We start from the raw sequence: 21836 nt of genomic DNA on the forward strand, positions 1-21836 counted from the left end.
CGCGACTCACTCACCGATGTCCTCATTCCACAGCTCCGGGTTGTCCTTGACGAAGTCCGTCATCAGGGCCACGCACGCGGGGTCGTCGCGGAGGGGCTCGGGGCGCCGGTGAAGGCGGGGATCGCGGCCGGTGTGGTCGCGGTGGCCGCCGCCGCGGTGGCGCTGGCCCTGGCGAACGACAGTCATCCGCCGGTGAAGGAAGCGGCCAAGCCGTCGCCGTCCGCGCCGGTCGTGCCGCCCCCGGCGCCGAAGCCGACCCCGTCGAAGAAGAAGCCCTCGCCCCAGCCGGTGGTCGCCGCTCCCCAGCCGACGCCCACCCCGACGCCGACTCCGAGTCCGACTCCGACTGCGAAGACTCCGACTCCGACTGCGAAACCGACGCCCAAGCCGGCTCCCAGGCCCAGGCCTACGCCCACCCCGACGCCGCCTCCCCCACCGAAACCGACGCCCACCCGGACGCCGACGCCCACTCCACCCCTCACCGTCTACGAGGTGAGCGACCTCGGCTACGACGTCGGCGGCGACGGCACCCGGCCCGAGATCCAGCTCGGCGAGAGCAGCTGGGTGTGGCAGCGCTACGGCATGTCGATCGCCGGCAAGCAGTACGCGCGCGGGGTGACCGTGCACGGCGAGTCCTCCGTCACCGTCGCCCTCAACCGGCAGTGCACCGCCTACGACGCACTGGCTGGCGTCGACGACATGACACTGGGCCTCGGCAAGGTGTCCTTCTCCGTCTACGCCGACGGGGTCCGGCTGTGGCAGTCCGGGATGGTCAAGGGACACGACCAGGCCGTGCCGGTGCATGTGGACCTGAACGGGCGCAGGACCGTACGGCTCGTCGTGCGGCCGCACAGCAATGGCTTCGACCGGGCGGCTCTCGCCGACTGGGCGGAGTCCCGCTTGACCTGCCGGTAGACCGAGAACGGGGCCGAAAGGGCGGGCACGTCAGGCGGGACTCACCCGCCCTCACCGGCCGCGCTCGGCGGTCGCCCGCGCCGCGCCCAGCTCGCGCAGCACGCCGGCCGCATCGAGGGACGCGCCCCGGGCGCACTCGGCCGCGTACCGCTCGGGCGGCAGGGCCTCGCGGGCGTCGGCCCGCACCCGGAGGGCCTTGCCGTACTCCGGCTCGGGACGAGGATTGCCGTCACGCCAGTGATCTGCCGCGGCGAACAGCCGTACCGCACCGGCCAGATCGCCGCGCCGGGCCTGCATACAGGCCGCGATGTCCACGAGCCCCGCCGTGATCGACTCCGCGCACCGCTGGGCCACGGCCTCGCGCAGCGCCTCGGCGACGATCGTCAGGCCGTGCACGGGACCCGACTCCTCGGCGGCGAGGAGCGCCTCGACGCTACGTATGGCCGCCACGAACTGCGGTGGCGGGGTGCCGCCGCGCGTCGTCGCGCACGTCGCCTCGTACAGCTCGCGGGCATGGGCGGTCTGCCCCTCGTTCAGGGCGATGTGGGCGCGCATCAGCAGCACGAAGGCACGCGACTCCGGCACCGCGTACCGGTCGGCGGCCGCGCCCGCGTCGTCCAGGGCGGCCAGCGCGGTCTTCGTGTCGCCGGAGCGGTAGGCGATCTCGGCGAGCCTCGCCATCAGGAACGGCGACTCGGCATAAGCCCCCACGTCGTAGGCGAGGCGCAGTGCTTCCTCGTACTCACCGCGCGCCTCGTCGAACCTGCCGCGCGCCATGGCCGCCTCCCCGGCCGCGCTGCACACCTGGGCCCGCATCCAGCGGTCCCCGACGCGTCGGCTGAGCATCCGCAGCTCGGCCAGGTCCTCGTCCACGCCTTGCAGGTTGCCGGAGGAGTCGACTCTCACATGGGTGCGGTACATCAGGGAGACACCGATCTCCCAGTCGCCGCCGTACGCACGGCAGTTGGCGACGGCCGCCGCCAAGTTCGGGCCGATGTCCACCGGGCCACCCAGGTAGTAGGCGGTCAGCGGCCAGACGATGCCCGGAAGGCGGGCGGCCCGGGGACCGCCGGGCTCGTAGGCGGCGCGGATGTGCGCGATGTACTCCGGGGCGCGCGGATCGGCCGCGAGGTCCTCGGTGCTCGACTCGGAGGTCAGGAACAGATCGAGCATCCGCAGGTCCATCCGCAGCTCCCGCAACGGATGCCCGGTCTCACCGTCGGGTACGGCGAGAAAGGCGCCGACCGGGTCGGCCGACTCCACCAGCGTCATCAGATCGCCCGAGGCGAGGTTCGCCGGTGAGTCCGTGGACGTCGCGGCGGCCAGGGTGTCCAGGGCGGTGCCCAGGCCCAGGACCAGGCGGACCCAGGACACGGCCTCCTGGCGGTGGTTGCGCAGCCACCAGAACCAGCCGATGGCCAGGACGATCGCGCCCGCCTCCGGTTCGTCGCCGGCGCGCACGGAGCGGTCCAGCGCCGCCCGGATGTTGTCCAGTTCGGTCTCCAGGCGGGAGATCCAGGGCAGTTGGTCCGCCGACCGCAGGCGCGGCTCGGCCTCCTCGACCAGGGCCCGCACCCACGCGCGGTGCCGGCGCTCGGCCGTGGCGCGCAGCCCGGGGACCTCGGCCGCGCGCTCCGTGGCGTACTCGTGGATGGTCTCCAGCATGCGGTAGCGCATGCCGTCGGAGCCGTCGGGACCGCTGGGCGCGGCCACGACGAGGGACTTGTCCACGAGGGCACCGATCAGGTCGGCCGCCGGGCCGGTGCACACCGCCTCGGCCGCCGCGAGGTCCCAGCCGCCGGCGAACACCGACACCTCGCACAGCACCGCACGCTCCCGCTCCTCCAGCAGGTCCCAGGACCAGTCGACGACCGCGCGCAGGGTCTGCTGGCGGGGCAGGACCGTGCGGCTTCCGGAGGTGAGCAGGCGGAAACGGTCGTCGAGCCGGTCGGCGATCTGCCGTGGGGTCAGCAGCCTGAGCCGGGCGGCGGCCAGCTCGATGGCCAGCGGCAGCCCGTCCAGGCGGCGGCAGATCTCCGCCACGGCCCCGGTGTCGGCGAGCACCGCGCCGGCGTCGGGACGGACGGCCTTCGCGCGCTCGGCGAACAGCCGGTGCGCCTGCTCCGGGACGAGGGGCTCGACCGGGCGCACCGACTCACCGGGGACGCCGAGGGGTTCACGGCTGGTCGCGAGGATCGTGAGCCCCGGGCAGCGGGTGAGGAGGGTCTCGGCGAGGGCGGCGGCCGCGTCGATGACATGTTCGCAGTTGTCAAGGATCAGGAGTTGGCTGCGCGGGGCGCAGTACTCGATCAGCAGGGCGACGGGGTCGGCCTGCGGGGTCGCCAGGTCGTTGGTCAGCAGCACGGTCTCGCGCAGACCGAGCGCGCTGACCACCGCGCCGGGCACCGCCTCCGGATGGTCGAGCGGGGCCAGCTCGACCAGCCATGCCTGGGGGAGCCCTGCGGCGGCCTCCTCGGCGAGGCGGGTCTTTCCCGAGCCACCCGGTCCGGTGAGCGTGACCAGGCGGGCCCTGTGCAAGTCGGAACGAATGGCTTCGAGTTCTGGTTCCCGCCCGACGAAGGAGGTCAGACGAGGGCGGAGATTGCCGGTGCGCTCCGGGGGTCGGGCGGGGGCCGGCGGCGTCGGTGACTTCGGTGGCCGTGGTTCTGTCCGCGGTTGTGGCTGTGGTTCCCGCTGTTCGAGCAACGACGTGTGCAGGGCTTTGAGTTCCCGGCCCGGGTCGGTGCCGAGGGTGTCGGCGAGGGTGCGGCGGGCGGTCTCGTACGCGGCGAGGGCGTCGGCCGGGCGGCCGGTGTCGCGCAGGGCGCGGATGAGGAGGGCGTGCAGAGGCTCGTCGTAGGGATGGGCCGCGGTCAGTTCCTTCAGTTCCGGTACGACGTCCTGGGCGCGGCCCAGGTCGAGGGCCGCGGCGGCGCGGGCCCGAGTCGCCTCCAGGCGCAGGGCCTCCGGGCGGGTGGCGGCGGTGCGGTCGGGGAGGTCGGCGAGGGCGGGGCCGTGCCAGAGGGCGAGGGCCTCGGTGAGGGCGCGGTGGGCGGTGGCCGGGTCGGCCGCGGTGAGGGCCTTGGTGCCGGTGTGCACGAGGCGTTCGAAGACGTACAGGTCGACGTCGTCCTCGGCGGCCTCCAGGCGGTAACCGCCGGGGGTGGAGGCGATGGCGTGGCGGCCCAGGGTGCGACGGAGGCGGCCGACGAGGGCCTGGAGGGCGGCGGGGGCGTCGCCCGGTGGGTCGTCCGCCCAGACCTCGTCGATGAGGGTTTCGGGGGTGGTGGTGCGGGAGGGGCGCAGGGCCAGGGCGGTGAGCAGTGCGCGCAGGCGCCGGCCGCCGAGGGGTACGGGGGTGCCCTGGTCGTCCGCTGCTTGGGCCGCGCCCAGGATTCTGTACCGCACCTGGTCATTGTCGCGGGGGGCTGGGGGTGGGGCGGGGGTTGGGTCGCTTGCCGGCGCGTGCAGGGTGCCGCTGCGCCCACCCTCCCCCACTCTCGGCTTCGCTCGAGCGGGGGGACCCCCATCGCCCCAGCGGCACGACTGCCCGCAGCGGCGGCGGCGCTGTCAAGCGGGCGGCGCTGCAGTTCCCTGAGGGGCGCGGGGAACTGCGCGACCAGCCACAACGCACCCGCAGCGGCTGACGGCGGGAGCCACCCGGCGGGGGCCTGGGGGTGGCAGCCCCCAGATGGGGCTGGGGCAGTACCCGAGCCGTCAAGCGCCGGAGGCCAGGGCTCCCCGACGCGGCTGGATCCCGGAGGGCACCGCACGCGCGCGTGCCGGTGTTCCCGTCCAGCAGGTGCCGCGGCGGGAGAGGAGGCGGTGGAGCCAGAGTTCGAGGGAGACGAGGTCGGCGAGGCCGTCCAGGGGGAGGGGGTCGCCGGCGGCGGCCGCGGACAGCGCCTTGCGGACCACGCGGGCCTCCACCAGGCCCGCGTCGGCCAGGAGGGGCGTGGTGAAGAGGTCCTGGAGGGGGGCGGCCGCCAAGCGCAGGCCGGCGCGGGCGGCCGCCGCCGAGGAGGCGTGGGAGGGGGCGCCCCAGCCGGGCGGGAGGTCAGTGACTCCGGCGCCTTCCAGGACCGTACGGAGGATCGAGGAACGAGCGCCTGGCTGGACGCGCAGGGCCTCCGGGAGGGCGCGGCAGGCGCGGACGACCTGGTTGTCGAGGAACGGCGCGTGCAGGCGCTGGGAGCGGATCTCGGCGGCCTGTTCCAGGACGCGCAGGTCGGCGGCGTGGCGGGCGAGGGCGGCACGCGCGCGGTACTCGCCGGGACGCTGGACGCCGGTTGCCGAGCGGTCCGCCTCCGCCTGCAGCAGAACCGATACTTCGGCCAGCGCCTCCCCCGTCAGCCAGCGGGCGGCCGGCCCGGGTCTGGCCCAGGTCAGCGCGGCGAGGGACGCGCCGACCGCTCCCTTCGGCTCGTCGAAGCCACGCCGCATCAGCCGCTCGGCCAGCGCCTCGAGGCCGGCCCGGTAGGGCGTGCGGGCGAGCCGGCGGGCGGCGCCGTACACGCGCGCGGGGACCATCACCGAGCCGTCGGCCTTGGCGAGCGCGGCGACCGGGCGGACAAGATGGCGCCGGCGGCGGTCCATGAGGAGGTCGGCGAGGCGCGCGGGGTGGGCGTCCAGGACCTGGCGGGCGCCGTGGCCGGTGAAGTGGTCGGCGCTGCCGGAGGCGAGCCGGGCCCGGTGCCGGGCCGCCGTGACCAGCGAGGGGCCCGGTTCGTCGGTGAGGGGGCCGTCGAGGTCGGCGTAGGGCAGGGTCTCCTCGGCGCCGGTGACGACGACGTGGTGCAGGCGGGGGCCCGCGGCCAGGGCGCCGGCGCGTTCGACTTCGGCTTCCCGACCGGTCACGGCCAGGTCGTTGAAGGTGACGGCGAGGAGCCGCTCGCCCGCGCCCGTGCCGTGGCCGAGGAGCGTGCCGGGTCTGCCGGGCAGCCCGGCGGCCAGCAGGGCGAGGGTGCCGGAGGCGGGGCCGCCGGAGAGGTCGGCGCCGATGCCGGGCACGGGCATCCCGCGCCGGGCCCGCCGCTCGGCCGGGCCCATGCCGGGCACCGGCCCGGGGTCGAGGTCGGGCACGTGCCGGGGCGCCGACAGCCGGGTGCGGACCGCCTCCACGAGGGCGTCGCGTACGGCGTCCACGGCGCGGTCGGGGTCGGCGGGGGCCGCCGCCACGGCGAGGGAGGCGACCGGCTCGTACCCGGCGATCTCGCGCGCCCCGGCACGCAGCACCAGCGCGTGCCCCGGCGGAACGCGCCGTACGCCGTCGTACGGGGTGGTGTCGCGCAGCGCGGCCGGTACGTCCGGGGCGGCGAGCAGGGCGGCCAGGTGGCCGAAGTCGAGGTTGGCCTCGATGAGGTCGGCCAGCGGGAGCGCGGCGGTGGCGTAGGCGGTGCCGCCGGCCCAGGGGGTGTGGAACACCGGGCGGGCGCCGGCGAGATCGCCGCAGACGGTGATGCGGCGGCCGACCTGCACGACGGCGGTGTAGCTGCCCGGCCAGGTCGTCAGATGGCGCAGTGCGCCCCCGCGCGCGGTGAACAGCCCGCGCCGCAGCTCGTCGTCGGAGGCGCCGCAGATGCCGAGGACGGCGATGCGGTTGTCGGCGTCGGCCCGCACCACGCGCACCTCGTCCGGGCGCCAGTCGCCGACGGCCCACAGCGGATCCGGGTCGCCCCACAGGAGTTGGGAGCCGACCGGATGCAGGGTCTCGCCGTCGTAACCGGTGGCGCCCGCGGAACCGATCCCGGCGACACCCGCGGCGGTGCTGCTCCAACCCACCAACCACCGCATCGACGCCTCCACAGGCTGTGGACAACAGTGCACCGTACGAACCGGATCCTCATGCTGCCATGAAAGGCGCGGTGTGGAGGGGCGGCGGCACCGGCTTCGATCGAGGGAACCGCGAGGGAAACCCGGGGATGCCAGGGGGGAGTCGACGGGTGCGGGGCGGGCCGGACCTCGGCGGCTCCCGGTGGGCGCGACTCGAATGCGCCCCCTATGCGCTCCCCCAAAACGCCCTTCGCGCCCTCAAGTTGCATGGTCGGAGCGGAAATCAGCCCTCGTGAGCGGGGTCGATTTTCAGCCAATCATGCAGAGGCGCCCGGGATTTGAGCACGCTCCGTACAGGCCTGCGCAGTACACGGAGGGGCGGACACGCGCACAGTCCGGGAGGCGGGCAGCGCCTCCCGGACCGGTCCGCCACCCGCGGGGATGAAGGCGGCGGTGTCCCCCAGCCCACTGGATCCAGTACAGCGGGCCGACCCACGCAAGAGCCATGGAACCGCTCCCCCGATGGCCGGAGAAGAGCGCACGGGCGGGCGCACGGCCACACGCGTGGGGGCACGCGGCGACAGGCCGTGCACGGTGCGTACAGGACCGTACTTCCGTACGGACCACAATCCCGCCATCCGGAACAATGCCCCTTAACGCTTGGGATGCGGCGAACTACGCTGGGTTTACGAATGCCGCGTGGTTATGCCAGCGCGGCAGCCGTCTGTGTCGAGGGGTGGCGCATGTCCAGGGAGCAACGCGGGCCGAACGAAAAGCTCGGCGCCGTTCTCGCCCTCGCGGGAATCAGCAACGCAGGACTCGCGCGTCGCGTCAACGACCTTGGCGCCCAACGCGGGTTGACTCTTCGCTACGACAAGACCTCGGTGGCGCGCTGGGTGTCGAAGGGGATGGTGCCGCAGGGCGCGGCGCCGCACCTCATCGCGGCCGCCATCGGCCAGAAGCTCGGCCGCCCGGTGCCGCTCCACGAGATCGGCCTGGCGGACGCGGATCCCGCGCCCGAAGTGGGCCTCGCCTTCCCCAGAGACGTCGGACAGGCGGTGAAGTCGGCGACGGAGCTGTACCGTCTCGACCTCGCCGGGCGCCGGGCCGGCTCCGGCGGCATCTGGCAGTCGCTCGCCGGGTCGTTCGCAGTGAGCGCATACGCAACGCCCGCCTCACGATGGCTGATAACCCCCGCCGACAGCTCGGTCGCGCGGGAGGCGGGCTCCGCCGAGGGCTCCGGCGCACCGATCAAAGTCGGCCACAGCGATGTGCAGAAGCTGCGGGAGGCCGCCGAGGACGCCAGGCGGTGGGACTCCAAGTACGGCGGCGGGGACTGGCGTTCGTCGATGGTCCCGGAATGCCTGCGGGTGGAGGCGGCGCCGCTGCTGCTCGGGGCCTACTCCGACGAAGTGGGCCGCGCGCTCTTCGGGGCCTCCGCGGAACTCACCCGGCTCGCCGGCTGGATGGCCTTCGACACCGGCCAGCAGGAGGCCGCGCAGCGGTACTACATCCAGGCGCTGCGGCTCGCGCGCGCGGCGGCGGACGTGCCGCTCGGCGGCTATGTACTGGCCTCCATGTCGCTGCAGGCGACCTACCGCGGCTTCGGCGACGAGGGAGTCGATCTGGCGCAGGCCGCGCTGGAGCGGAACCGGGGGCTGGCGACCGCGCGCACGATGAGTTTCTTCCGGCTGGTGGAAGCGCGGGCACACGCGCGTGCGGGAGACGCGCAGGCGGCGGGTGCGGCGCTGAAGGCCGCGGAGGGGTGGCTGGAGCGGTCTCGGGAGGGGGACAACGATCCTTCTTGGCTTGGTTTCTATGGCTATGACCGGTTCGCCGCGGATGCGGCCGAGTGCTACCGGGATCTGAAGGCGCCTCGCCAGGTGCGGCGGTTCACCGAGCAGGCCTTGTCGAAGCCGACGGAGGAGTTCGTACGGTCGCACGGGCTGCGGCTGGTCGTCTCGGCGGTCGCCGAGCTGGAGTCCGGGAATCTGGACGCCGCCTGCGAGCAGGGGGTGCGGGCCGTGGAGGTGGCCGGACGGATCTCTTCCGCGCGCACCACGGAGTATGTGAAGGATCTGCTGCACCGGCTGGAGCCGTACGGGGACGAGCCGCGGGTGGTGGAGTTGCGGGAGCGGGCCCGGCCGCTGTTGATGGCTCCGGCCTGAGAACCGGTCCCCACCTGCGTTTGAAGGTGTTGTCAGTGGCGCAGTGCACTATCGAGGTGGGAGGTGGTGCAGGTGCCGGTCGGGGCGTACGACTGTGACGTGCTCGTGGTCGGTGGGGGGATCGTCGGCCTGTCCACGGCGTATGCGATCACGCGCGCCGTGCCAGGGACGCGGGTCACCGTGCTGGAGAAGGAGCCGGGGCCGGCCCGGCACCAGACGGGGCGCAACAGCGGAGTGATCCACAGCGGGATCTACTACCGTCCGGGCTCGCTCAAGGCGCGGTACGCGGTGCGGGGCGCCGCCGAGATGGTGAAGTTCTGCGCCGAGTACGGCATCGCGCACGCCGTCACCGGCAAGCTGATCGTCGCCACGGAGCGGGAGGAGCTGCCCCGGCTGCACGCGCTCGTGCAGCGCGGGCGGGAGAACGGGATACCGGTCCGGGAGCTGGGCCCCGCCCAGATCGAGGAGTACGAACCCGAGGTGCGCGGGCTCGCCGCCATACACGTCGGTACGACCGGGGTGTGCGACTTCGTGGGAGTCGCCCGGCAGCTCGCGCAGGCCTCGGGGGCCGAGATCAGGTACGGCGCCCGGGTCGTCCGGGTCGACCGGCGGCCGGAGCGGGGCGTGGCCGTACTCACCGCAGGCGGGGACGTCGTACGCGCGCGCGTGCTGGTGAACTGTGCCGGGCTGTACTGCGACGAGGTGGCGCGGCTGACCGGGGACGAGCCCGAGGTGCGGATCGTGCCGTTCCGCGGCGAGTACTACGAGCTGGCGCGGCCGGAGCTGGTGCGCGGGCTGGTGTATCCGGTGCCGGATCCGGCCTTCCCGTTCCTCGGGGTGCATCTGACACGCGGCATCGACGGGGGTGTGCACATCGGGCCGAACGCGGTGCCGGCGCTGGCCAGGGAGGGGTACGGCTGGGGGGTCGTACGCCCCCGGGAGCTGGCCGGGACGGTGGCGTGGCCGGGGTCGTGGGCGATCGCCCGGCAGCACTGGAGGTACGGGGCGGGTGAGCTGCGCCGCTCGCTGTCGAAGGGGGCGTTTCTGGAAGCGGTGCGGAGATTGCTGCCCGGGGTGGAGGCGGACGACCTGGTGCGGGCCCCTGCCGGGGTGCGGGCGCAGGCGGTGTTGCGGGACGGGACGCTGGTCGACGACTTCCTCATCCGGGAGGGGAGCCGGGCAGTGCACGTGCTGAACGCACCGTCTCCGGCTGCCACCGCTTCTTTGCCGATCGGCCGGGAGGTCGGGCGCCGGGTGCTGGACATGCTCGGGGCGCTGTAGTGCCGGCGAGGGCGCCCTCGTAGGGCGCCGTAAAATCGGAAGCACTGTGTCTGACTTCCTCAACGCCCCCGAAGCCCCCGCGCCGGCCCCCCACACCCCCGGCGTCTCCATCCGGCATACCCGGGCCAAGGGGGAGCCGCGGTTTCCGGACGGGCCCAAGGCCGACCCGGCCGGGTCGCACTTCGAGCGGCGGATCCGGAGTTTTCAGCCGCGGCGCAGCCGGGTGACCGCCGGGCAGGCGGACGCGTTGCAGCGGCTGTGGCCCCTGTGGGGGCTCGACATCGACGGGCAGCGGGTCATCGACCTGGGCGAGCTGTTCGGGAACGACAAGCCCGTGGTGCTGGAGATCGGGTTCGGGATGGGCGAGGCCACCGCGCAGATGGCCGCCGCCGACCCGGACACCAACATCCTCGCCGTGGACGTGCACACCCCGGGGCAGGGCAATCTGCTGGGTCTCGCCGACCGGGACGGGCTGGACAACGTCCGGGTGGCCAACGGGGACGCGATCATCCTGCTCAGGGAGATGCTCACCCCCGACTCGCTGGACGGGCTGCGCGTGTACTTCCCGGACCCCTGGCCCAAGAAGCGGCACCACAAGCGGCGGCTCATCCAGCCCGAGTTCCTGACGCTCGCCGCGACCCGGCTGAAGCCCGGCGCGCTCGTGCACTGCGCGACCGACTGGGAGTCGTACGCCGAGCAGATGCTCGAGGCGCTCACCGCACACCCCGACTTCGAGAACACCCAGGCGGACGGCGGTTTCGCGCCGCGCCCCGGGTTCCGGCCGCTGACCCGTTTCGAGGGCCAGGGGCTGGACAAGGGACACGTGGTGAACGACCTGCTGTTCCGTCGCGTACCGCACCAGGTCCCAGCCCACGAACCGGATCAGGAACGATAAACAGCTCCAGCCCCTCGTCCCACCACCGTTAGGGTCGATGCCGTGGCCACCAGTCCTCCGTTTCCGACGTATCCCCCGGCCCCCGAGGGGCCCGTGTTCCGCCATCCGCACTGGTGGCAGCGCAGGTGGGTGCGGTACGGGGCACTGATCACACTGCTGGTGCTGTCCGGGCTGGTCATTCTCGCGCTGGTGCGGCGGCAGACCGGTACCGAGGGGTTTCTCGTCGGCCTCGGGCTGGCCGTGCTGCCCGTGCCGTGGCTCATCGCCGCCTTCCGGTGGCTGGACCGGGTGGCACCGGGCCCCTGGCGGAACCTGATCTTCGCCTTCGCCTGGGGAGCGTGCGCGGCGGCGCTGATAGCGATCGTCGCCAACAGCTTCGCGACCAAGTGGATAGCCACCGCCACCGCCGATCCGGCCAGTGCGAACACCCTCGGCGCCACCGTGATAGCGCCGATCGTGGAGGAGTCCGCCAAGGCCGCCGCCGTACTGCTCGTCTTCCTCTTCCGCAGGCGCGACTTCACCGGGATCGTCGACGGGGTGGTGATAGCCGGGATCACCGCCACCGGGTTCGCGTTCACCGAGAACATCCTCTATCTCGGTACGGCCTTCGGGGCCGACCAGGTCAGCGGCGGTCAAGGCATCGCCTCCGTCACCGCGGCCACCTTCTTCGTGCGCATCGTGATGTCCCCGTTCGCGCACCCCCTGTTCACCACCCTCACCGGCATCGGCTTCGGCATCTCGGCGCTGTCCGCCGAGCGCCAGCACGTCCGGCGGGTGCTGCTGCCGGTGTGCGGTCTGCTGCTCGCGATGAGCATGCACGCCTTCTGGAACGGCTCCTCCACCTTCGGCGAGTTCGGGTTCTTCGCCGTCTACGGCGGATTCATGGTGCCCGTGTTCGGGCTGCTGACCTGGCTCGCGATCTGGACGCGGCAGCGGGAGCTGCGGACCGTGCGGGAGGAGCTGCCGGCATATGTGCTGGCCGGCTGGCTGGGGCTCGCCGAGCCGTTCGCACTGGGGTCGATGCGTGCGCGGCGGACCGCCCGTGACTACGCCCGGCACCACGGCGGCCGGCCCACGGCCCGGGCGGTGGCGCGGTACGAGGCGTACGCCACGTCGCTCGCGTTCCTGAGGGCCCGGGGGCGCAAGGGGAAGGCGGGGAGCGACTTCGTCGTACGGGAGCGGGAGCTGCTGGACGAGCTGTGGCGGCGCAGGGATGCGGCCCGGCCGGCGTTGGAGTACGCGGCGCGTGCGACTGCGCCGGCTCGGCCGATGTACCCGGCGCCGGTGCCTACGGCGTTCGGGCCGGGTTACGGGTACCCGGCGGTGCCGTATCCCGCGTACAACCCGTATCGGTCGTAGCCGGTCGGGCTGCCGGGAGTTCGGCACCGCCGGAATCCGCCGTCGTGGCTGAGCGCCGTTCGGCGGGAGGGATTACTCAGGCCGACGCCGCCGTCAGGCTCGCCACCTCGGCCTCCGTCAGGCTCAGGTCCGCCACCCCCAGCAGTGCCGGGAGCTGCTCCACCGTGCGGGCGGAGGCGATCGGGGCCGTGATCGTCGGCTGGGCGGCCAGCCAGGCGAGGGCGACCGTGGCGACGGGGGCGTCATGGGCGGCGGCGATCTCGTCCAGGGCCGCCAGGACCTTCTGGCCGCGCTCGGAGTCGGCGTACTCCTGGGCCCGGCCCGCGCGGGCGCTGTCGACCTTGGTGCCGGGGCGGTACTTGCCGGTCAGGAAACCCGCGGCGAGGGAGAAGTACGGCACCGCGGACAGGCCTTCCCTGGCGGCCAGGTCCTGCAGCGGGCCCTCGTAGGTGTCGCGGGAGACCAGGTTGTAGTGGGGCTGGAGGGCGACGTAGCGGGCCAGGCCCTCGCGGTCGGAGAAGTCGAGGGAGGCCTTGAGGCGCTCGGCGCTGATGTTGGAGGCGCCGATCTGGCGGACCTTGCCCGCCTTCACCAGCTCGTCCAGCGCGCCGATGATCTCGTCGACCGGGATCTCGGGCTTGTCGAAGTGGGTGTAGTAGAGGTCGATGTAGTCGGTGTCCAGGCGGCGCAGGGAGGCGTCGGCGGCGGCCTTGATGTTGGCGGCGGACAGTCCCTGGTACTCGGGGTGCTGGCTGACCTTGGTGGCGATGACGACGTCGGCGCGGTTGCCGCGGGCCTTGACCCACTTGCCGATGATCGTCTCGGACTCGCCGCCCTCGTTGCCCTCGATCCAGGCGGAGTAGGAGTCGGCGGTGTCGATGAAGTTGCCGCCGGCGGCCGCGTAGGCGTCCAGGACGGCGAAGGAAGTCTCTTCGTCGGCGGTCCAGCCGAAGACGTTGCCGCCCAGGGACAGCGGGAAGACCTCGAGGTCGGAGGAGCCGAGTTTGCGCAGAGAAGTCATGCTTTACACCAACGCCGACGACGGATGATCTCATTCCGTCGCCGGCGCCAGGATCCCGCCAAGGGAGGAATCAGGGGGTGAGGCCCTTGTCGCGCAGCCACGGCGCCGGGTCGATGGCGCCGGCCTGGCCGTTCGGGTGGACCTCCAGGTGCAGGTGCGGGCCGGTGACGTTGCCGGTGGCGCCGACCCGGCCGATGACGTCGCCGGTGGAGACCTTCTGGCCGACCGAGACGTTGATCGAGGACTGGTGGCAGAACCACAGCTCGGTGCCGTCGTCCAGGGTGAGGACGGTGCGGTAGCCGTAGGCGCCGGCCCAGCCGGCCTGGGTGACCGTGCCGCCGTGGACGGCCTTGATGAGGGTGCCGGTGGGGGCGGCGAAGTCGAGGCCGGTGTGGTAGCCGGAGGACCACATGGCGCCGGGCTGGCCGAAGGTGCCGGTGATCGTGTACGAGACGACGGGCAGCGTGTACTGCTTGGCCAGCTCGGCCAGGCGCTTGGCCTCGGCGGCCTTCTTGGCGTCGGCCTCCGCCTTCTGCTTGGCGGCGGCGGCCTTTGCGGCGGCGTCCTTCTCCGCCTTGGCGGCCGCGTCGGCGGTCTGCTTGTCGGCGGCGGCGAGCGCGGTGGCGGTGGCCTTGCTGTCGGCCTTGCTCTGCTGCTGCTCGGCCTGGGCCATGATCCGGTTGCGCAGGGCCTCGCCGGCGTTGCCGCTGTCCGCGCTGTCGGAGGTCACGCCGACCTTGCTGAGCGCGGTGGCGGGCTGGGGCTTGGCACCGGAGTCGTCGCCGAAGAAGTGGCTGACGGAGTCCAGGTCGGGCAGGGATATGGAGACCGGCGGCTTGCCGGTGTTGGCGCTGGCCATGCCGCCCGCGCCGACCGCGGCGATCACGCCGACGCCGAGGACGGTGGAGCTGCGCGCGAAGCCGCCGCGCTGCTTGGCGACGCGGTGCCGGCCGCGGACCTGGGCGAGGGAGTCCTCGGTGGGGTTCCACTCCTCCCAGGGGCCCTCCTCGGCGCGGTAGGCGCCGTAGCCGAAGGTCTCGGGCTCGGCCCCCTCGGGAACGAACGGGGCTTCTGGGGCAGGCCGGTTGGACGCCACTAGGGCGCACTCCTTTCCTTCCTCCGCCTACCGGGTTAGCTGACGGGTTCGGAGCAGGAAGGTCTCCTACGCGCGTATACCGGCCATGGCTGCACGGCGGTATCCGCGTGATTCACCCCAAGGTGGTGGTTCCCCGGTTCCCTCGCGGGATTCGGCGCGTGCGCACGGAGCCGCCTCTTGTGACGGCTGGGACGACCGCGCTGCGTTATCGAACGTTAATAGACCCGCCAGGCAGTTTCCAAGCCCGTTCGGCTTGATCATTAACGATTTCGGGCGTGGACTTACCGGCTACGACCACTGCAAAACGGGCGAGTTGGCCGCCATTCAGGAGTCTCGGCGTTTTTGATGGTGACTCAGATGTTATGCGGAGGGCTTCCGTCCGATCACCGTCGGTGACGGTGATCGAAGCGGTGTGCGTTGCACCCCGCACATGGGGTACTCTGGAGTCACAACGACGCGGGGTGGAGCAGCTCGGTAGCTCGCTGGGCTCATAACCCAGAGGTCGCAGGTTCAAATCCTGTCCCCGCTACTGAAGGCTCAGGGCCCGGAAACCAATGGTTTCCGGGCCCTGAGTGTTTTCCGAAGCCGGCAGGACGCGGCGGACGGACGGCTCACCCCAGCAGGTGGGCGTTCGGCGCCTTGGCGATCTCCGCCAGCTCCGGCAGTACGACGACCTGCCCACCCCCGGCGACCAGCACCCCCGTCCCGTCGGCTCCGGCGACGAACGTGTCCGGCTCCCGCCAGGCCGTGACCACCCTGCGCACCCCCGCCCGCAGAATCAGCTCGGCACAGGGCGCGGGCCGCGAGGCCCGCCGGGCACAGGGCTCGAGGCTGCTGTACACGGTGGCGGCGGCCAACCGCGGATCCGCCGGATCCACCTTCGCGAGCGCCGCCTCCTCCGCATGGACCACGGGGTCGCCCCCCTCGCGCGAGTGTCCTCGCGCGAGCTCCGTACCGTCGGCGGCGACCACCACCGCGCCGACGCTGAACGCCGTCTCCGAGGGCGGGCACAGCGCGGCGAGTTCGCAGGCGGTGCGCAGCCAGTGGCGGTCGGCGGCGGTGGGGAGCGAGCCGGTGCCGGGGGCCGTGGGCTCGTAGCGCATGAGGACCACGTCCTCGATACGGCGGGTCTCGGTCAGGCGCAGCCGGCCGGCCTGGTAGACGCCGGGGCCGAACAGGCGAGGGGCGCCCGGGTCGCCGACGAACAGCGGGGCGAGGACCAGCTGGAGCTCGTCGGCGAGGCCCTGCTGAAGGAGTTGGGTGTGGACCGTGCCACCGCCCTCGACCATCAGCCGTCGTACGCCCCGCTCGTCGTGCAGATGGGACAGCAGGGCCCGCCAGTCGAGGTCGGGGCCGAGCGGGACGACGTCGGCGGTGCCGCCGACGCGGCGGGCGGCCTGCTCGGCGCCCTTGTCGGTCGTGTAGACGAGCTTGTCGCCACCGGTGTGCCAGAAGTGGGCGTCGGGGTCGAGGTCACCGGTCGCGGTGACGGTCACCTTCAGCGGGTACTCCGGCCTGCCCTCCCGGAGCCGGGCCGCGCGGCGCTCGGCGGAGTTGACCAGCAGCCGCGGGTTGTCGGCGCGGATCGTGCCCGCGCCGATCAGGATGGCGTCGACGGAGGCCCGTACCGCGTCGACCCGGTCGAAGTCGGCCGGGCTGGACAGCAGCAGCCGGTCGGGGCCGGTGTCGTCCAGGAAGCCGTCGAGGGAGACGGCGGCGGACAGCAGCACGTACGGGTACGACATCGGCGCGGTCTCCCTGCAAGTCTTGGTTCAAGTTTGAAACAAACCTACACTGGCGGCATGACGACCCGCTGGCTCAGCCCCGAGGAGCAGCGCGCCTGGCGCGCGTATCTCGCCGCGACGCACCTCCTGGAGGACGCGATCGACCGGAACCTCCAGCAGGAAGCCGGCATGCCGCACCTGTTCTACTCCGTGCTGGCCAATCTCTCCGAGGCGCCCGACCGGCGGCTGCGCATGACCGACCTCGCCGAGACGCTGAAGATCACGCGCAGCAGGCTGACGTACGCGGTGACCCGGCTGGAGCGGGACGGGCTGGTGCGCCGGGAGGACTGCCGCTGGGACAAGCGCAGCAGTATCGCCGTGCTGACGGACGAGGGGATGGCCGTACTGGAGCGTACGGCGCCCGGGCACGTGGAGACCGTGCGGGCCACCCTGTTCGACCGGCTCAGGCCGGAGCAGGTGGCGCAGCTGGAGGAGATCTGCACAGGGATCGCCCACGGGTTGCAGGGTGAGGGCACCGAGTCCGGGACGGAGGACGTCCCCTGGCGGCGCCGATCGTCCTGTTCGGGTTCCGCGTCCCCGTCGCCCACGGCTCCCGAAAAGTGATTGCTTTAACTTTGAAACATGAGGTAGGGTCCCCCGTACCGCTGCTTCAAATCTGAAGCAAAGCCCGCCTTCGGAGGGACCCGCATGCTCGACACCCCCGCCGCCACGCCGCGCGCCCGCGTCCGGGTTCCGCTGCGCTTCCACGACGGCTACAGCGTGGACGCCGAACTCGTCACCTTCCACGGCCTGGCCGACGGCCAGGAGCACATCGCCGTAGTCCTCGGCGACCCGGCTCCGGACTCCGTCCCGCTGGTGCGGCTGCACTCCGAGTGCCTGACCGGCGACGTCTTCGGCTCCGCCCGCTGCGACTGCGGACCCCAGCTGCGCGAGGCGGTCGAGCGCATCGCCGACCGCGGCGGCGTCCTGCTCTACCTCCGCCAGGAGGGCCGTGGCATCGGCCTCTACAACAAGCTCGACGCGTACGCCCTCCAGGACCAGGGTCTCGACACCTACGAGGCGAACGCCGCGCTCGGCCTGCCGGAGGACGCCCGCGACTACACGGCCGCCGCGCAGATGCTCGCCGCCCTCGGCATCGACGAGCTGGACCTGCTGTCCAACAACCCCGACAAGGCCGAGCAGTTGCGCGCGCTGGGCGTCGTCGTACGGGACCGGGTGCCGACCGGCGTCTTCACCACCGCCCACAACGTCCGCTACCTGCGCGCGAAGGTCCTCCAGACCAGCCACACCCTCCCCCTGGCCGAACTGAGCGTGGGCTGAGCGCGGCCTGAGCGGGGGCTGAGCGGGGCAGGCAGCCGGGGCTGCCGATCACCCCTGCCGACGGCCGGGGAGGCGGAGGGCCGGGAGGGCCGACAGGGCCAGCAGGAGCGCCGCGAGGGTGTACGCGGTGCGGAAGCCGGTCGGGTGCATGCCCGCCGAGGCCAGGACCAGCGACAGTACGGCGGTGCCCGCGGACGCGCCCAGCTGGGAGTTGATGCTCAGCGCGGTACTCGCCGCGGCCAGCCGGTCCGCGGGCAGGTCCCGGCTCGCGGTGGTCATCGTCGGCATCAGCACCATCCCGGTGCCGACGCCCATCACCATGGCCGATGCGACCATCCGCCAGGGCGCGACCTGGGGCACCCCGGTCTGCCAGGCCATCAGCGCCATCCCGAGGGCGGCCACCGCGATCCCGGCCGGGATCAGCCGGCGCGGCGCCACCTTGTCGATCCGCCGCGCCGCGATCTGCATCGTCGTACCGACCACGAGACCGACCGGCGCCCCCAGCAACCCGGCCGACGTGGCGCTCAGGCCCCGCTCCTGCTGCCAGTACAGCGGGCCGAGCAGCATCGAGCCGAAGTAGCCGCAGGTGAACAGGGCGAGCGTGCCGGCGCCGGCGGCGAAGGTGCGGTCGCGCAGCAGCCGCAGGTCCAGCAGCGGCGCGGACGCGGTGAGGGCCCGGCGTACGAAGGCCGCCGCGAGTGCCGCGCCCGCGAGTGCCGGCACGAGGGCACCGGGCGCGGTGAAGTCGCCACGCTCACCGCCGCGGGCCAGGCCGTACAGGAGCAGGGCGAGGCCGGGCGAGAGCATCAGTAGGCCGGGGAGGTCCAGACGCGCGGGGGTCCCGGTCTTCGGCGCGTCCGCCGGCAGCAGTCGTAGCGCGAGGGCCAGGGCGAGGGCGCCCACGGGCAGGTTGACCAGGAAGATCCAGTGCCAGGAGGCGGCGTCCACCAGCCAGCCACCGAGCACGGGTCCGGCGACCGGCCCCACCAGGATGGGCAGCCCGCCCACGGCCATCGCGCGGCCGAGCCGGCTGCGGTCGGCGGCGCCCATCACCATCGCCATGCCGACCGGCTGCAGCAGCCCGCCGCCCAGCCCCTGCACGGCCCGGAAGGCGATGAGACTGCCCGCGTCCCAGGCGCACGCGGCGAGCAGTGAACCGAGGGTGAAGAGGGTGAGCGCGGTCAGATAGGTGCGCCGGGTGCCGATCCGGGCCATGGCCCAGGCGGCGGTCGGGATGACCGCGGCGAGCGCGAGCGTGTAGGCGGTGGCGGTCCACTGGATGGTCTCCAGCGAGGCGCCGAAGGACTGCGAGAGCCGGCGCAGTGCGACATTGACGATCGTCATGTCGAGCACCGCCATCACCGAGCCGGTGACGGTGACGGCCAAGGTGCGGTTCAGGGCGCGGTTCAGGGTCGCCGACGGGTGCGACGGGTGCGACGGGTTCGCCGACTTCGACGAGTGCGACGGGTTCAGTGGGTTCGCCGGGTCCGGTCCCGGGTGGGCCGGTTTCGCGGCGGGCTCGGTCCTGCGCATCTCCCCCACCCCGCCCTCAGCCCGCGTACGGGCGCTCGGCCCGCGCGACCCGCAACGCCCGCCCCCACCAGGAGAGTTGGCCGAGCATGCCCTTGGCGGCGCCCGCGCACACGGCCGCGTCGCGCGGGGTGCCGTCCTCACCGAGGCCGGACCAGGGGCCGTGCAGGCTGACCGAGTCGCGCACGGTCGTCGCGTGCAGTTCGGCGAAGACCAGCCGGAGCTGCTCGACCGCGCGCAGCCCGCCGCCGAGGCCGCCGTACGACACGAAGCCGACCGGCTTGGCCCGCCACTGGGTGTAGTGCCAGTCGATGAAGTTCTTCAGGGACGCGGGGAAGCTGTGGTTGTACTCGGGCGTGACGACGACGAACGCGTCGGCCGCGGCGAGCCGCTGCGAGACGTCCCGCAGCGCGGCGACGGCCTCCGGGCTCGGCGTGCCGCCCCAGTCGGGCAGCACCAGCGGCAGGTCGATCTCACCGAGGTCGATGACATCGAGGTCGAGGCCGGCGTCACCGGCGGCGGTGCCGAGGAACCAGTCGGTGACGGCCCGGCCCTGCCGGCCTTCCCGGACGCTGCCTACGACGACGGCGACGCGCAGCGGTGCTTCGTGGGCGGCTGCGGACTCGGCTTCGGCTTCGGGTGCGGATACGGCTTCGGATACGGCTTCATTGCCGGCGACAGACACGGGTGTCCCCCTTTGCTGCTGGCGGTCGGCCGCCCGTTGCGGCCTCCCGGAGAGCAAGGTACAACGGTCGTTGTAGAAAGTGCAACGCTCGTTGTAAGTCGGGTAGAGTGACCGGTCACGAGGAGGCGGATGTGGGCGAAACGAACGAGTCCCGGCTGGCACAGGCGCGGCGCGAGGTGTCACCGCGCAAGCTGGAGAAGCAGATGGCGATCGCGAGCGCGTCCTGCACGCTCTTCGGCCGCGAGGGCTATGCGCGCGCCTCGGTCGACGCACTGGCCGCCGAGGCCGGCGTCTCCACACGCACGCTGTACAACCACTTCCCCGGCGGCAAGGCGCAGCTCTTCCAGACCGTGGTGACCTGGACGTCCAGCGAGGTCCGCGACGCCCAACTGGCGCGACTGCGAGCCGTGTTGGACCCCGAGCGGCCGCCGCGCACGGAGGACCTGGAGCGCGATCTGGTCGCCCTGGCGCGGGCGTTCGTCGGACTCATGGCCGACTACCCGAACCACTTCGCCCTCGTCCGCCACATCCACGCCGAGGCCGACCATGTACCGCCGGAGGTCCTGCAGGCCTGGCACGAGGCGGGTCCGGAACCGGTCGGCCGGGCCCTCGCCGAGGCGATGACACACCTCGCGGACGCCGGCCTGCTCGACCCGCACGGCGACGCCACCCTGGCCGCCACCCACTTCATGGCCCTGACCAGCCACACGATCGTCCAGTCCACCCACTACGGCGTCCTCCCCCTCCCACCGACACAGACGGACCGGCTGATCAGGGGTGGGGTGGCGGCGTTCCTGCGGGCCTATGGGGTGGGGCGGGACCTCAGTCCCACCAGTTGAACATCAGCTCGCCCAGCGTCTGCGGCTGCCAGTGGCGGATCTGCTTCAGCTCGGCCGGCGCCAGCGCGCCCAGATCGACCCGGTCGATGGGCGAGCCCGGTTCCACGGGGTCCAGCAGCCGGAGTCCCGCATCGGCGAACGGCACCGCCCAGGACGGCGGAGCCATGAACTCCCTTATGGGGGAGCCGGGTTGGAGTTCGGCACCACTGAAGGCGACGACCGGCAGATGGCGGTGGGCCAGGACTGCCGTACCGGCGATGCCCACCGCGTCGAAGGAGGCCCGGAGGCCGACTCCTAGGACCCGAACCCCACCCCCGGTCCCGGCCTTCGCCCTCCCCCCGCGCTCGGCGCGGATCACCGTGCTCCCCGGAGGAACCCCTCCACCACCCGGCGCACCTTGCCGGCGGCACTGTCGTCCCCGAGGCGCATGTCGCTGTTGGCCGCGTTGCACACGGCGTCGATCTGGAACGCGGCCAGCTCCACGTCCAGCAAGGCGTCGGCATCCGCGCCGACGGCCCGCCTCAGCTGTTCGGCGATCAGCTTCAGCCATGCCTCGCGGTGGGCGAACAGGGCGTCGCGCACGGCGCCGGGGCGGCTGTCGTAGGCGGGAAGGTTGGCGGCCCAGAAGCAGCCGCCGGCGAACAGGGGGGTCTGCGCGTAGGCGATCCAGTGCTCGATCAGCGCCCGCAGCCGGGCGGAGCCCGCCGGGACGGAGCGCGCGGGCCGTACGACCGCCCGCTCGAATTCCCGGCGCGCGCTCTCGGCGGCGGCCAGCTGCAGGTTCTCCTTGGTCCGGAACAGTGTCTGCACACCGCTCTTGCTCAGCCCGAGGTCGGTGGCCAGGCGGCCGATGCTGAGCCCGTCGAGCCCGTCCAGGGAGGCGATGTCGACCGCGTGCCGGGCCACCCGCTGCCGGGCGCGGGCGCCGCGCACCAGCCGCAGATCGGTCACCTCGGGGCCCTCCGCGCCCAGGACACCCCGTCCCGGGCCGTGCTCCGCACCCTGTCGTTCGCTGTCCATCGTCGTCATCGTGCCACACCATGGCCGAATACATGCGATCGGTCGTACGTATTGTTTGGAGGGGCCGAGGGTCAAGGTGCGCCGAGGTACCGGAAGCGTCCACCTGCCCCCGGGCCCCGCGTCCCGAGCAGCCCCGTGGGACTCGAACCCCCGGCCAATGGAATGCCAATGACCCGGGCGTTCCACCTTT

General features: G+C 72.9%; 16 protein-coding genes, 1 tRNA gene, 1 pseudogene and 1 riboswitch. Of the genes and pseudogenes, 9 read left to right on the top strand and 9 right to left on the bottom strand.

Annotated elements, in window-relative coordinates; all coding sequences use genetic code 11:
• Positions 1–72: 72 nt before the first annotated feature.
• Positions 73–915: pseudogene (locus tag ACWC0C_RS17930) on the top strand (NPCBM/NEW2 domain-containing protein); the annotation flags it as partial.
• 51 nt (positions 916–966) lie between these two features.
• On the opposite strand, the gene ACWC0C_RS17935 reads toward ACWC0C_RS17930, so the two are convergent.
• Both ACWC0C_RS17935 and ACWC0C_RS17940 read right to left on the bottom strand, forming a co-directional pair.
• Complete coding sequence (locus ACWC0C_RS17935; RefSeq protein ID WP_450864803.1) at positions 967–4323, bottom strand: BTAD domain-containing putative transcriptional regulator; 3357 nt, start codon at positions 4321–4323, stop codon at positions 967–969.
• Between the two features lie 309 nt (positions 4324–4632).
• Positions 4633–6708 (bottom strand): asparagine synthase-related protein, encoded by a 2076-nt coding sequence (locus ACWC0C_RS17940; protein ID WP_449200131.1) that lies wholly within the window; start codon positions 6706–6708, stop codon positions 4633–4635.
• A gap of 722 nt (positions 6709–7430) precedes the next feature.
• Here ACWC0C_RS17940 and ACWC0C_RS17945 point away from each other — a divergent pair.
• The 4 genes from ACWC0C_RS17945 (at position 7431) to ACWC0C_RS17960 (ending at position 12390) form a co-directional block, all read left to right on the top strand.
• Entirely contained in the window at positions 7431–8855 is a 1425-nt protein-coding gene (locus ACWC0C_RS17945; protein ID WP_388622368.1) for an MFS transporter, read from the top strand.
• 63 nt (positions 8856–8918) lie between these two features.
• Complete coding sequence (gene lhgO / locus ACWC0C_RS17950; RefSeq protein ID WP_449200129.1) at positions 8919–10136, top strand: L-2-hydroxyglutarate oxidase; 1218 nt, start codon at positions 8919–8921, stop codon at positions 10134–10136.
• 46 nt (positions 10137–10182) lie between these two features.
• Positions 10183–11031 (top strand): tRNA (guanosine(46)-N7)-methyltransferase TrmB, encoded by an 849-nt coding sequence (gene trmB, locus ACWC0C_RS17955; protein ID WP_450864804.1) that lies wholly within the window; start codon positions 10183–10185, stop codon positions 11029–11031.
• 42 nt (positions 11032–11073) lie between these two features.
• Positions 11074–12390 carry a PrsW family intramembrane metalloprotease gene (locus ACWC0C_RS17960; RefSeq protein WP_450864805.1) on the top strand — a complete coding sequence of 439 codons (1317 nt, stop codon included), beginning with the start codon at positions 11074–11076 and terminating at the stop codon, positions 12388–12390.
• A gap of 76 nt (positions 12391–12466) precedes the next feature.
• Here the strand turns inward: ACWC0C_RS17960 and ACWC0C_RS17965 are convergent, their stop codons facing one another.
• Both ACWC0C_RS17965 and ACWC0C_RS17970 read right to left on the bottom strand, forming a co-directional pair.
• Entirely contained in the window at positions 12467–13411 is a 945-nt protein-coding gene (locus ACWC0C_RS17965; protein ID WP_450864806.1) for an aldo/keto reductase, read from the bottom strand.
• Positions 13412–13481: 70 nt separating this feature from the next.
• A complete protein-coding gene (locus ACWC0C_RS17970) occupies positions 13482–14507 on the bottom strand; it encodes a M23 family metallopeptidase (RefSeq protein ID WP_449200125.1) in 1026 nt (341 codons plus the stop codon).
• A gap of 9 nt (positions 14508–14516) precedes the next feature.
• Positions 14517–14674, bottom strand: a riboswitch (cyclic di-AMP (ydaO/yuaA leader).
• Between the two features lie 288 nt (positions 14675–14962).
• Here ACWC0C_RS17970 and ACWC0C_RS17975 point away from each other — a divergent pair.
• Positions 14963–15036, top strand: a tRNA-Met gene (locus ACWC0C_RS17975).
• A gap of 82 nt (positions 15037–15118) precedes the next feature.
• Here ACWC0C_RS17975 and ACWC0C_RS17980 read toward each other — a convergent pair.
• A complete protein-coding gene (locus tag ACWC0C_RS17980) occupies positions 15119–16252 on the bottom strand; it encodes a dihydrofolate reductase family protein (protein WP_450864807.1) in 1134 nt (377 codons plus the stop codon).
• Between the two features lie 57 nt (positions 16253–16309).
• Here ACWC0C_RS17980 and ACWC0C_RS17985 point away from each other — a divergent pair, with 57 nt between their 5' ends.
• Positions 16310–16855: a MarR family winged helix-turn-helix transcriptional regulator gene (locus ACWC0C_RS17985; RefSeq protein WP_449200123.1), complete on the top strand. Its 546-nt coding sequence runs from the start codon at positions 16310–16312 to the stop codon at positions 16853–16855.
• A gap of 84 nt (positions 16856–16939) precedes the next feature.
• A complete protein-coding gene (locus tag ACWC0C_RS17990; protein ID WP_450864808.1) occupies positions 16940–17572 on the top strand; it encodes a GTP cyclohydrolase II in 633 nt (210 codons plus the stop codon).
• Positions 17573–17620: 48 nt separating this feature from the next.
• Here ACWC0C_RS17990 and ACWC0C_RS17995 read toward each other — a convergent pair whose 3' ends face one another.
• Both ACWC0C_RS17995 and ACWC0C_RS18000 read right to left on the bottom strand, forming a co-directional pair.
• Positions 17621–19105: a DHA2 family efflux MFS transporter permease subunit gene (locus tag ACWC0C_RS17995; RefSeq protein WP_450864809.1), complete on the bottom strand. Its 1485-nt coding sequence runs from the start codon at positions 19103–19105 to the stop codon at positions 17621–17623.
• A 16-nt stretch (positions 19106–19121) separates the two neighbouring features.
• Positions 19122–19700, bottom strand: a complete 579-nt coding sequence (locus tag ACWC0C_RS18000) for an NADPH-dependent FMN reductase (protein ID WP_450864927.1) — start codon at positions 19698–19700, stop codon at positions 19122–19124.
• 218 nt (positions 19701–19918) lie between these two features.
• On the opposite strand from ACWC0C_RS18000, the gene ACWC0C_RS18005 reads away from it, so the two are divergent.
• A complete protein-coding gene (locus ACWC0C_RS18005; RefSeq protein ID WP_450864810.1) occupies positions 19919–20626 on the top strand; it encodes a TetR/AcrR family transcriptional regulator in 708 nt (235 codons plus the stop codon).
• On the opposite strand, the gene ACWC0C_RS18010 is transcribed toward ACWC0C_RS18005, so the two are convergent.
• Positions 20610–20984: a hypothetical protein gene (locus ACWC0C_RS18010; protein ID WP_450864811.1), complete on the bottom strand. Its 375-nt coding sequence runs from the start codon at positions 20982–20984 to the stop codon at positions 20610–20612. The two genes, ACWC0C_RS18005 and ACWC0C_RS18010, sit on opposite strands and share 17 nt — an antisense overlap.
• Entirely contained in the window at positions 20981–21646 is a 666-nt protein-coding gene (locus ACWC0C_RS18015) for a TetR/AcrR family transcriptional regulator (protein ID WP_450864812.1), read from the bottom strand. The genes ACWC0C_RS18010 and ACWC0C_RS18015 overlap by 4 nt, the downstream gene beginning before the upstream one ends.
• Positions 21647–21836: the final 190 nt, after the last annotated feature.

The sequence above is a fragment of the Streptomyces sp. NPDC001709 genome, assembly GCF_053596375.1.

Coding starts and splice junctions, on each gene's coding strand:
- ACWC0C_RS17940 (WP_449200131.1), bottom strand. CDS start 6,708: ATGCGGTGGTTGGTGGGTTGGAGCAGCACCGCCGCGGGTGTCGCCGGG.
- ACWC0C_RS17945 (WP_388622368.1), top strand. CDS start 7,431: ATGTCCAGGGAGCAACGCGGGCCGAACGAAAAGCTCGGCGCCGTTCTC.
- ACWC0C_RS17965 (WP_450864806.1), bottom strand. CDS start 13,411: ATGACTTCTCTGCGCAAACTCGGCTCCTCCGACCTCGAGGTCTTCCCG.
- ACWC0C_RS17980 (WP_450864807.1), bottom strand. CDS start 16,252: ATGTCGTACCCGTACGTGCTGCTGTCCGCCGCCGTCTCCCTCGACGGC.
- ACWC0C_RS17985 (WP_449200123.1), top strand. CDS start 16,310: ATGACGACCCGCTGGCTCAGCCCCGAGGAGCAGCGCGCCTGGCGCGCG.
- ACWC0C_RS17990 (WP_450864808.1), top strand. CDS start 16,940: ATGCTCGACACCCCCGCCGCCACGCCGCGCGCCCGCGTCCGGGTTCCG.
- ACWC0C_RS17995 (WP_450864809.1), bottom strand. CDS start 19,105: ATGCGCAGGACCGAGCCCGCCGCGAAACCGGCCCACCCGGGACCGGAC.
- ACWC0C_RS18015 (WP_450864812.1), bottom strand. CDS start 21,646: ATGGACAGCGAACGACAGGGTGCGGAGCACGGCCCGGGACGGGGTGTC.